Source organism: Xanthomonas hortorum (genome assembly GCF_040279205.1).
Lineage (GTDB): Bacteria > Pseudomonadota > Gammaproteobacteria > Xanthomonadales > Xanthomonadaceae > Xanthomonas > Xanthomonas hortorum_F.
This window is the reverse complement of sequence record NZ_JBEOLS010000056.1, coordinates 23,347-34,714: the sequence shown is the minus strand read 5'-3', so window position 1 is coordinate 34,714 and position 11,368 is coordinate 23,347. Positions and strand designations below refer to the sequence as shown.

Sequence of the window (11,368 nt, the reverse complement as noted above, 5' to 3'; positions counted from 1 at the left end):
CGACTGGCCCTTGCCCGCCCACCGTCGCGGGACCTTACGCGGCATGGATGCCGCGTAAGAGCTTACAAGGACGTACTTGCAGCGTGTCCCGCGATGGTGGGCGGGCAAGGGCCCTCCAGCAAAGCGGCAGATCAATCGCTCTGCAACTGCTCTATCCGTAGTGTCCAATCACTTCCGCGGGACCTTACGCGGCATGGATGCCGCGTAAGAGCCTACATGGACGTACTTGCGGCGTGTCCCGCGATGGTGGGCGGGCAAGGGCCCTGCAGCCAAGCCGCAGCTCAGCCGCTCTGCCCACGACGCATCCGCACCGTGGGAAAAATGATGTGTGTGATCTGTTTCATCGGCGTCTGGCGCAATGAGACATTCTCGATAACGCTGCCTGCGCCCTGGCTTCAATGAAAAACGCTTCCCGCGCTTTAGCAAGGCATGCAGTCCATGCGATCTAATGCATTCTCGTGCCATGGTGCTCCGGTGTCGGCCGCACGCTTGTAAACTGTGTGTCATCTATCTGTTGCAAGGCCACCCCGTGAATCCGATGCGCATCCTGTTGTTGTCCGCCTGCCTGTTTGTGGGAGGCGTGGCGCAGGCCGCCAACGATCTGCCCGGCGGCGGCATCGATGCCGAGGCGTTGTCGCGGCATGTGCGCCTGCTGGCATCGGATGAATTCGAAGGGCGCGCGCCGGCCAGTGCCGGTGAGCAGCGCACCGTGGATTACCTGGTCGAGCAGTTCAAGACGGCAGGGTTGCAGCCAGGCGGCGAGCAGGGCGGTTGGACCCAGGCAGTACCGTTGGTACGCGCGCAGGTCGATGGCCCGGTGCGCGCCAGCCTGCGTGTCGGTGGCAAGACCCAGACCCTGGTCAATGGCACCGATGTGACCTTGCAGAGTCTGCGCCCGCTGGATGCGGTGGCCTTGAAGAATGCACCGCTCGTGTTCGTCGGCTACGGCATCAGCGCGCCGGAGCGGCAGTGGGACGACTACAAGGGCGTGGACCTGCGCGGCAAGATCGCGGTGGTGCTGATCAACGATGCCGATTTCGAAGCGCCGCAGCCTGGCGCATTCGATGGCAAGGCGGTGACCTACTACGGCCGCTGGACCTACAAGTACGAAGAGGCTGCGCGTCGCGGCGCTGCCGGTGTGTTGATCGTGCACGAGACCGCGCCGGCCGCGTACGGCTGGGCGACGGTGCAGAGTTCCGGCCTGTCGCCGTTGTTCGATATCGAACGCAGCGATGCCGATGCGAAGGCGCAGCATGTGCCGGTGCGTGGCTGGATGCAGCAGGCGTTGGCGGTGTCGCTGTTCCAGCGCGCCGGGCTGGATTTTGCGCAGGCCAAGCAGCGTGCGCAGCAGCGCGATTTCGCGCCGATCGTGCTGGGCGATGCCAAGCTGTCAGTGGACTTCAAGCTCAAGCGCGAGCGCGTGGTCACGCATAACGTGGTGGCCAAGCTCACCGGCAGCCAGCATCCGGACGAGACGGTGATCTTCTCCGCGCACTGGGATGCCTTCGGTGTGGGCAAGGCCGATGCCGGCGGCGATACCGTGCGTCGTGGCGCAGTGGACAACGCCACCGGCGTGGCCAGCGTGCTGGAACTGGCGCGCGTGTTCGCGGCTGGCCCCCAGCCGCAGCGCACGCTGTATTTCATCGCGTTGACAGCGGAAGAAAAGGGCCTGCTCGGCGCCAACTATTACGCCGCACATCCGCTGGCGCCGTTGGACAAGACCGTGGCCGTGCTCAACATGGAGATGTTCAGCCCGGATGGCCTCACCCGCGATATCGCCTCGTGGGGACGTGGACGCGTCTCGCTGGAAGGCGAATTGGAGCAGGCCGCCAAGGCGCGCGGGCGCAGCTATTCGCCGGATCCGAATCTGGAAGCGGGTTTCTTCTACCGCGCCGATCATTTCGCGTTCGCACGCATGGGTGTGCCGGCGATTACTGCAGGCCCCGGTCTGGACATGATCGAAGGTGGTGTGGCGGCCGGCAAGGCGCTGCGCGATAAATACTTTGCCGAGTGCTATCACCAGCCCTGCGATCGCTGGACCCCGCAGTGGGATGCCAGCGGCCATGCGGCCGACACCATGCTGGTCTACGACGTGGGCGTGGCGCTGGCCAACGGCCGGCAGTGGCCGAGCTGGCAGGACGGCTCGGAGTTCAAGGCGATCCGTGACAAGAGCGATGCGGCGCGCAAGTAAGCGCGCAGTGATGAGGGCATCGTGCCCTCGACCAACGGGCGACATTCGACTGCCCGGCGCTGCGGTCAACGCTCAGGCATTGAAGGGTTACCGATGGACCTGCGCTAAGAGCGGCTAACAAACCGTAGCGAGCAGTCGTCAGGTGGGTGCCGACGGCGCGCTCAGAACCGGAGTGTACGAGTGGTACGTGCCGCACCGAGCACCGGCCGCGCCCGCCTGGCGCTGAGCGCAATCGTTTATTAGCCGCGCTAAGGCTTGCCAGGATTGCGCTGCGCGTTGCCCGCCGCAGCCTTGGCGCGCGCGCCGCCGCATGGGTAGCGTTTGACCAGCGCCTGGACGATCAAGTCAGGCGCTGCTTCGTCCTGGCGCGCGTCGGGCAGCGCGCCGATATCGGCGATGATCGCCTGCAGATCCGGTGTGCCTGCCTTACCTGCCGGCATGCACCACTGCGTGCGGTAGCTGGCGCTGGCGACGCCGAGCAGGTAAGCGCCGGCGCGGCTGGCCGAAACCAGGACCTTGAATTCGAGCTGCGCTGGCGCGTCGATTTCCGGCGCCAGCGATCCGTCCAGCCCGGCCTCGATCAACTTGCGCCCGCTGAGTTCCCAGGGCTCGGGTGCGCGTGCCGATGCCGTGGTGGAAAGCGTGGTCAGGGCGGCCAGGGCCAGCCAGGGAAGGCGAAGCTGCATGTGCACTCTCGGATGCGGATTGGCTCGCACCATACCGCGATAGGCGGCTGCTGGCTGTGTGCGGCGTCGGCTTGGGCATGTGCTCTAGAATTGAAGCTTCCGCTGCACTTGGCCCTGTTCCGATGTCTTCCTCTCACAACGCTGCCGCGCCTGCGCGCAGCGGGTTGGTCGCTCTCGCGTTGTTGCTGGTCTACGTGGTCTGGGGCTCGACCTATCTGGCGATCCGGTTTGCGCTGGAAGGTGGCGCGTTGCCGCTGACCATGGTGTCGGGCACGCGCTTCATCGTGGCCGGCACGGTGCTGTATGCGGTACTGCGCTGGCGCGGTGTGGCCGCGCCGACGCGTGCGCAATGGAAGAACGTGGCCTTGATGGGCGCGGCCTTGTTGCTGCTGGGCAATGGCATGGTGGTCTTGGCCGAGCGCAGCGTGTCGTCCGGCCTGGCCGCCACGTCGGTGGCATCGGTGCCGTTGTGGATGGCGTTGTTCGGCGCGTTGCGTGGGCAGCATGCCAGCCGTGGCGAATGGCTGGGCATCGTGATCGGCTTCCTCGGTGTGGTCTGGCTCAACGCCGGTAGCAGCCTGACCGCGACGCCGGGCGGATTGGTGTTGTTGCTGATCGCACCGATCGGCTGGGCGTTCGGTTCGGTGTGGTCGCGCGGGCGCGATCTGCCCTCGCCGTTCATGACCGCTGCCGGGCAGATGCTATGCGGTGGCGTGCTGTTGGTGAGCACCGGCCTGCTGATCGGCGAGCGCCCCCACAGCTTGCCGACACCGCAGGGGCTGCTGGCGGTGGCGTACCTGTGCGTGTTCGGCTCGATCGTGGCATTCACCGCCTACGTGTGGCTGCTGCATCATGTGCGCCCGGCGTTGGCCGGCAGCTACGCCTACGTCAACCCGGTGATCGCGGTGGCGTTGGGCGCCTGGCTGGGGCATGAGCGTTTCAGCGCGCACGACATCGGCGCGATGGCGGTGATTCTGTCCGGCGTGCTGGTGGTGACCCTGGCCAAGGCGCGGCGATGACGGCGGTCTCGCCGACCGAGGCGCGTCGCGGGCTGTTGATCACCGCATCGACCTTCGTGATCTGGGGCCTGGTGCCGCTGTACTGGCATCTGCTCAAGGCGGTGCCGTCGCTGCAGATCATCGCGCACCGCATCGTCTGGAGCGCGCTGCTGGTGGTGGCGTGGCTGCTGGCCACCTCGGGCCTGCGCTGGTGGCGCGCCATCGCCGCGCAGCCGCGCGCACTGTGGATGCTGGCCGGCAGCAGCGTGGCGATCGCGTTCAACTGGGGCCTGTACATCTGGGCGATCAACGCCGGGCATGTGATCGAAGCCAGCCTGGGCTACTTCATCAATCCGTTGCTGAGCGTGTTGCTGGGCGTGCTGGTGCTCAAGGAACGCCTGCAGCGCATCCAGTGGGTGGCGGTGGTGTGCGCCACACTGGGCGTGCTGTGGTTGACCATCGATGCCGGTGCGCCGCCGTGGATCGCCTTGGGGCTTGCGTTCTCGTTCGGTGCCTACGGCTTGCTGCGCAAGTTGGTGGCGGTGGATCCGGTGGCCGGGCTGGGCGTGGAAAGCGTCTATCTGTTCGTGCCGGCGCTGCTGCTGGCAGCATGGGGCGAGCAGGGCCATGGCGGCGCCTTCCTGAGCGGCTGGGAGTTGCGGACCGATCTGCTGCTGATCTTCGGCGGCGTGGTGACCGCGGTGCCGCTGATCGGGTTTGCGTATGGCGTGCGACGGATTCCGCTGTCGCTGGTGGGCATCCTGCAATACATCGGGCCGAGCCTGCAGTTGCTGCTGGGCGTGTGGTTCTTCCACGAGCCGTTCGATCAGGGGCGCGCGATCGGATTTGCGGCGATTTGGGTGGGGTTGCTGTTATTCGTTGGCGACAGCGTGTGGCGTTCGCGGCGGCCGGCTGTGGTGGTTCCCTAAGCATCGGTCGTGCGCGCTCCGGCAGCCTGCCGTTGTACGGCTCCCGTCTGGATGCAGGTGACTGCCAGACCACTGCGCTCAGCGCCGTGCGGGCGCAGTCGCTGCTCGACATCGGCATGTCATTTGTAAACGCCGGTGAGGAGCGTGCGGTCCGCTCCCATTGAGGACCGCGCGCGACGTTTTGTCGGCCGCTCTCAGCCGCGCGGCGCCACTGCCGGTGTCGCCACTGCGAGCGTGGAGGTCGGCAGTGCCTGCGGCGCCGGACAGTGGCTCGGGTCCTGTTGCGTTTGCGCCAGCCAGTGATCGATGGGTCCGCCGAGCAGGTCCAGCCGCAGCGGCAGGCTCAGATGGTTTTCTCCCGGCAACTCGACGTAGTGCGCGCGCGGGCTGGCCAGCGCCAGCGCACGCCCGTGTGCGACCGGGATGTGCTGATCGGCATCGCCGTGCAACAGCAGCACGCAGCTGCGGGTGTCGGCCAGGGCGTGCGCGACATCGACATGGTCCAGATCCAGCTTGAGTTGGCTGTCGGCGGCAGCGATCACCGCATCGATATTCTGGTCGGCATAGCGCCAACGCGCATAGGCGGCCACCGCCTGCCCGCGCCAGCCGTTCGGTTGGCTGGTGAGCAGGTGCGGCACCATGTCGCGGATGCCACGCCCGGCATTGGCGAAGGATTCCATTGCCACCACACCGGCGACGCGCGGCCCAAGTTTGTCGGCGGTGAACAGCGCGGTGGCAGCGCCATAGGAAATGCCGAACAGATACAGCGGGCCGCGGATTTCGCCGCGCGGCTGCAACGCATCGAGCACATCGATCACGTCATCGGATTCGCGTGTGCCGTAACCGGATGGGCCTCCGCCGGAATGGCCGTGATTGCGCAGGTCGATGGTGATCACCCGGTAGCCGGCCTGCGCCAATTCCAGCGACCATGGCAGCAGCGAATCGCCATCCATCATCCAGCCGTGCAGCAGCACCACGGTACCGCGCGGCGTCGGCGGGGTGGCGGTGGGAACCTTGAAGCTGAAATCGACATCCAGCACATGCGCCGGATCGTTGCGCTGGCCGAGATAGCGGTACTGCATGGCGTACTGGCCGGGGTCGATGGCGCGCCAGAAGATCGGCACCTGATCGCGCGTCACCACATGCCCGCTGCGGTTGGGCACCGTGGCGATGGTGGCGGCGATGCGCTCCTCGTCCAGCAACGGCGACACGCCACCGGGCGCAACCAGGCGCTCGCTGAGCGAGGTCGAGGACGAAGAACAACCGGCCAGCCACAGGCAGGCGCAGGCCAGCAGAATCAGGCGCATCATGGCGTGAGATCGATGGATGAAACGGCCGAGCAGGCTACGGCCTGCCCGACCCGCGCATCTACCGCACTGCAGTGACAAAACGATGACAGCCTGCAATGTGTTCAGCCGCGGCACCCGCGCTCAGCTGCCTCGGCTGCAACGATTCCCCACTCCCGATTCCCCATTCCCGGCGGGCCAACAGCCCGCCTTACACCTCACGCAACGCCGTGGTAATCGGCAACCGCGCCGCGCGCAACGCCGGGAACAGCCCGCCGACCAGGCCAATACCCAGCGCCCATTTCAGCCCGCTCCACAACAGCTCCGGCGAGACCTTGAACTGGAACACGATCTGGCTGAAGTTGTTGCCCAGCGTGGACACGCTATAGCCGTTGAACACCGCCCAGGCGATCAAGCCACCGAGCAGGCCGCCCAGCAATGCCAGCAACATGGTTTCCAGCATCAGCGCCATGATCACCGGCGTGCCGCGAAAACCGATCGCACGCATGGTGGCGATCTCGCGCGCCCGCGTGGCTACCGCCGCATACATGGTGTTGAGCGCGCCGAACACCGCGCCCACCGCCATGATCGCGCCGATCACCGTGCCCAGGATGCTGATCAAGGTGTTCAAGCCGCCGCCTTGTTTGCCGTAGTACGCGCGGGTGGTCTCCACATCCAGCTTGAGCCGCGGGTCGGCGGCCATGGCGGTCTTGAACTGGCTAAATCCAGCCTTGCCCGCAGTGCGTACGCTGATCGACTGATAGGCGCTGCGGTTGTAGGTGGTGGCCAGCGTCTGCGCATCGGTCCACAGCTCCGAATCGTGCGCATCGCCGGAGGCGAACACGCCGACCACGGTCCATTGCTGGCTGCCGAGGGTGAGCGTCTTGCCCAGTTCCAGCCCGCGGAACTGATTCAACGCGCCCTTGCCGACCACGATCTCGCGCAGGCCGGTGGTGAAGCGCCGGCCCTGCACGAGCTTGACCTTGTCGTGCACCGCCCAGGCCTGTTCGCCCACGCCACGCACTTGCGCGTTGACGTCGGTGCCATCGGACTTGGAGGCGATGTTGACCACTTGCGAGAGCTCCGGCGACAACAGCGGGCGGCCGTTGGCATCGGCAGCGATGCCGGGCAGGCTGCCGATCAGCGGCACCAGGTCGCGGGTGATCACCGAGTTGGTTTCGGCCTGCGAGCCGCCGCGCAGAACAATCGCGGTGGTGTCGTCGCCGGTGCTGTTGAGCGTGGCCTGAAAGCCCTGGCCCATCGCCAGCATCGCCACCAGCACGCCGACCACGCCGGCAATGCCGACCACGATCACCGAGCTGGCACCCCAGCGTTGCGGCAAGGTGGCGATGCCGATACGCGCGGCGGCCAACGACAGCCGGCCGCTGCGTGTGGCCACCAGCCACACCGCCAGCACGCCGGCGAGCACCAACACGCCGATCCACGGCAGCGCGATCCACACGCCCAGCCCGACGGCCAGCAACACGACCGACACCAGATTGACGAGACGGTTCTTCCATTTGGTTTGCATGTGCATGCTCCTGTCAGCGGCCGGCGAGGGCATCGACGATCTTCAAGCGCTGCGCGCGTAACGCTGGCAGCACACCCACCACGATGCCGATGCCGGCCATCAGCCCCAGCCCGACCAACCAGGTCTGCAGCGGCACGCTCTGTACCGGCATCACCCCGCCGCTGCGTGCGGCCACCATTGGGATCACCAGCGCTGCCAGGCCCATGCCGATCAACCCGCCCAGCCCGATCAACAGCACCGACTCCACCATCACCAGACTCAACACGGTGCGGTCCTGAAAGCCCAGCGTCTTGAGCGTGGCCAATTCCGGAATGCGCTCGCGCACCGCCTGCGCCATGGTGTTGCCGGTCAGCAGCAACAAGGTGAAAAACACCGCCGCCATGATCGAGGTGACGATCAGCCCGATATCGGCGAACTGTTTGAGGAAGGCCTGCTGGAACGCCGATTCGGTCTGCGACTTGGTTTCGTGATCGGAGTTGGCCGACAACGCATCGATTGCCTGTGCCACGCGCGAGGCCTGGTCGGCATTGCGCAGCGTCACCGTGTACCAGCTGACCTTGCTCTTGATGTAGTCGTTGGACTCGTCGAAGTATTTCCAGTTCATCATCAACTGGCGTTCCTGATTGGCTGCCACCGTGCGGTCTTTCATGCGAAAGATGCCGACCAGTTGCAGCGGCCAATCGTTGCTGCCACCGCGCGGAAAGATGGTGGCCTGCAACGGGATGGTGTCGCCGATCTTCCAGCCATTGGCCTTGGCCAGGCTCTCGCCGACGATGGCGCCGGTGCGCGTGGTCTGGAATGCCTTGAGCTGGTCCTTGGGCAGCTCGTATTCGCTGTAGACGTCGAAGAAGTTGGGCGCGACCGAGAAGTTCGGGAAGAAGTTTTTCGGGTCGCGATAGATACCGCCGAACCACATCGCCGAGGTCACATCGCGCACGCCCGGCACGCTGCGGATCTGCGATTCCAGGCTGATCGGCAGTGATTGAGTAATCGACAAACGCGAAGCGACCACCAGCCGGTCCACACCGCTGACGTTGCCGCCGGAGGTGAAGGCCACGCGCACCGAATCGAGCATGCCGAACAATAAAAATGCCGCCACCACCGACAACAGCGTCAACAAGGTGCGGGTCTTGCTGCGGAACAACTGCGCCCAGACCAACGAGAGATACTTCATGGCATCACTCCTTTAGAGCACAAGCGGCGCGTCGGCCAGCTCGCCCTTGTCCAGGTGGATGGTATGGGTGGCGTATTCGGCCGCCTTGGGGTCATGCGTGACCATCACGATGGTCTTGCCGTGTTCGCGATTGAGTTCCTGCAATAGCCGCAGGATCTCTTCGGCGTTGTGGCGATCCAGATCGCCGGTGGGTTCGTCGCAGATCAAGAACGTGGGATCGGACACGATCGCGCGCGCGATCGCCACGCGTTGCTGCTGGCCGCCGGATAACTCGTTGGGTTTGTGGGTGCGGCGTTCCTGCAGGCCGACCAGCGTCAATGCAATTTCCGCATTGCGTTTGCGTTGCGCAGCGTTGAGCGAGGTGAGCAGCAACGGTAGCTCCACGTTCTTCTGCGCGGTGAGCATCGGCATCAGGTTGTAGAACTGAAACACGAAGCCGACGTGGTGACTGCGCCAGGTCGCGAGCTGGCCGCCACTCATGCGATCGATGCGCTCGCCTTGAATCTCGATCTCGCCACCGCTGGGGCTGTCCAGGCCGCCGATCAGATTGAGCAAGGTGGTCTTGCCCGAACCGGACGGACCCATCAATGCGACGAAGTCGCCGTTGGCAATGTCCAGGTCGATGCCGTGCAACACCTGCACCTTCTCGGGGCCGCGTTGGTAGGTCTTGGTGATGTTGCGCAAGCTGACGAGAGCGGTCATGACGACTCCTGGCGGTGCAATGGGAAGAGTGAGGGCGGTGCGGCATGGCGACTGCGATTGCGATTGCATTGAAGCGGCAAGGCGAGATGCGATGACTGTGGCGTTGCAGGGAAGTGCAACGCCTTGCGACGAAGGACGCGAATACCGGGCGAAGCGCTTGACTGCATTTGGCGGCGACGCCCGAGGGTTTTATTTCTGCAATGACGAATAACGACGTCTGATGTGGATCAAGATCGACATCGCGTTCTTTGGGATGTGTTGAATTGCGTTTTTTCACCCACAGCGCGATCTAGCGCAAAGATGCGCGTACGACTAAGAGCAACTAACAAAACTACTGCGCGCTCACCTGACGACTGCTTGCTACGTTTTGTTAGCCGCTCTAAATACCGACGTAGGCGCCGCGCTCCCCTGAGCGGCTTTGCAGCCTGCGTTTTTACTACATCTGTCGTTGCCGTTACTCGGCAGCGTCCGCTTCCGCTTCCGCCACCGTGTCGCCGTCTTTCAGGCTCTGCGGCGGATCCAGCACCACGCTGTCGCCTGCACTCAAACCCGATAGCACCTGACGGTCCTCGCCCATCACCATGCCGGGAGTGACCGTCTGCGCGCTGACGGTGTTGCGCTCGCCAACCACGAACGCCACCGTGCGCGTGTCGCGTTCGACCAGCGCCGCACTCGGCACGCGTACGCCCTGCGGCTTGCTGGCTTCCTGCGGTTTGGCCTGTTCGAGAAAGCTCACCCGCACGCCCATCTCCGGCACGATGCGCGGGTCCTTGACCTTGAAGGCCACGCGCACTTTTACCGTGGCCTTGCCGCGGTCGGCGGTGGGAATGATGGCGATCACTTCGCCGGGGATCTTCCATTCCGGGTAGGCGTTGAGCACCGCTTCCACCGGCATCTTCGGCTGCACGCGGCCGATGTAGGACTCGCCGACTTCCACCTCGATCTCCAGCGATTCCATATCCACGATGGTGCCGATGCCGGTGCGGGTGAAGCCGCCGCCGGCCGACAACGGCGAGACGATTTCGCCGGGTTGCGCAGCCTTGGCGGTGACCACGCCGGCAAACGGTGCACGCACCACGTTGAAGTCCGAGCGGATTGCCGAGATCGCCAGCTGGTCCGATGCCACGCGCACATTGCGTTGCGCATTCTGCAGCTGTGCGCGCAAGGCATCGCGCTGTGCGGTGGCCTGCTCGTACTGCGAGCGCGACACCAGTTGCGCACCGACCAGCGATTGCAGCCGCGCCGCATCGGCATTGGCCACTGCCAGTTGCGCCTGCATGTTGTCGACCTGGCTGCGTGCGGCCGACAGCTGCGATGCCGACAGCGTGCGCTGCGCATCGGCATCCAGCGGGTCGAGCGTGGCCATCACCTGGCCTTGTTCGACGCGCATGCCTTCTTCGATCATCACCTCGCGCACCTTGCCGGTGACCTGCGCCGACACCGTGGCCATGCGCCGCGCCACCACGTAGCCCGACGCATCCAGCACCGAAGCGCTGCTGCTGCCGGCGCTGATCGCCACCACCGGCGCGGTCTGCACCTTCGCCACCGGGCGGCGGGTGAACCACCATGCCGCAGCCGCCAACAGGATCACGATGACAACGGCGGCGATGATCCAGCCACCGCGCCGTGCAGGCTCAGGGGCGGCAGGAGGCTGGCGGTCGATGCGGAGTTGCTTGAGTAGATCGGCGGAAGTATTCATCGATGACCAGGACGGGATGCTGCGCAAAATGTGACGGGCCGCAGGCGGCGCCGCAAGCTGCCGGAAGTCACCAACACAGCTGCGGCGACGAACGGTCGTGCGATCCAACGCTACTGCAAGGTGCTGCGCAGCATGCGACCACGGCGGCGTCGGCCACCAGTGACAGCTGTCA

Annotated in this window: 9 protein-coding genes and 1 other RNA gene; 3 read left to right on the top strand and 7 right to left on the bottom strand. The window is 65.3% G+C overall.

Annotated features, from left to right (window positions below):
* Positions 1-538: 538 nt before the first annotated feature.
* Positions 539-2,191, top strand: a complete 1,653-nt coding sequence (locus tag ABS769_RS18040; RefSeq protein ID WP_430544174.1) for a M28 family metallopeptidase — start codon at positions 539-541, stop codon at positions 2,189-2,191.
* A 112-nt stretch (positions 2,192-2,303) separates the two neighbouring features.
* Here the strand turns inward: ABS769_RS18040 and ABS769_RS18035 are convergent.
* A non-coding RNA gene (locus ABS769_RS18035) (sX9 sRNA) lies at positions 2,304-2,380 on the bottom strand.
* A gap of 59 nt (positions 2,381-2,439) precedes the next feature.
* Entirely contained in the window at positions 2,440-2,910 is a 471-nt protein-coding gene (locus ABS769_RS18030; protein WP_317062266.1) for a Rap1a/Tai family immunity protein, read from the bottom strand.
* A gap of 44 nt (positions 2,911-2,954) precedes the next feature.
* Here ABS769_RS18030 and yedA point away from each other — a divergent pair, with 44 nt between their 5' ends.
* A complete protein-coding gene (gene yedA / locus ABS769_RS18025) occupies positions 2,955-3,896 on the top strand; it encodes a drug/metabolite exporter YedA (protein WP_317062267.1) in 942 nt (313 codons plus the stop codon).
* Entirely contained in the window at positions 3,893-4,804 is a 912-nt protein-coding gene (rarD, locus tag ABS769_RS18020; RefSeq protein ID WP_317062268.1) for an EamA family transporter RarD, read from the top strand. The genes yedA and rarD overlap by 4 nt, the downstream gene beginning before the upstream one ends.
* A 194-nt stretch (positions 4,805-4,998) precedes the next feature.
* Here the strand turns inward: rarD and ABS769_RS18015 are convergent, their stop codons facing one another.
* The 5 genes from ABS769_RS18015 to ABS769_RS17995 form a co-directional block, all read right to left on the bottom strand.
* Positions 4,999-6,114 (bottom strand): alpha/beta fold hydrolase, encoded by a 1,116-nt coding sequence (locus tag ABS769_RS18015; RefSeq protein ID WP_317062269.1) that lies wholly within the window; start codon positions 6,112-6,114, stop codon positions 4,999-5,001.
* A gap of 187 nt (positions 6,115-6,301) precedes the next feature.
* The gene (locus ABS769_RS18010) at positions 6,302-7,627 is read right to left on the bottom strand and encodes an ABC transporter permease (RefSeq protein ID WP_430544173.1); all 1,326 of its coding nucleotides are present in this window, start codon (positions 7,625-7,627) and stop codon (positions 6,302-6,304) included.
* A gap of 7 nt (positions 7,628-7,634) precedes the next feature.
* Positions 7,635-8,795 carry an ABC transporter permease gene (locus ABS769_RS18005; RefSeq protein WP_006448815.1) on the bottom strand — a complete coding sequence of 387 codons (1,161 nt, stop codon included), beginning with the start codon at positions 8,793-8,795 and terminating at the stop codon, positions 7,635-7,637.
* 12 nt (positions 8,796-8,807) lie between these two features.
* Positions 8,808-9,497: an ABC transporter ATP-binding protein gene (locus tag ABS769_RS18000; RefSeq protein WP_317062271.1), complete on the bottom strand. Its 690-nt coding sequence runs from the start codon at positions 9,495-9,497 to the stop codon at positions 8,808-8,810.
* Positions 9,498-9,951: 454 nt separating this feature from the next.
* On the bottom strand, positions 9,952-11,196 hold the full coding sequence (locus tag ABS769_RS17995) for an efflux RND transporter periplasmic adaptor subunit (protein WP_317062272.1): 1,245 nt from the start codon (positions 11,194-11,196) through the stop codon (positions 9,952-9,954).
* Positions 11,197-11,368 lie beyond the last annotated feature (172 nt).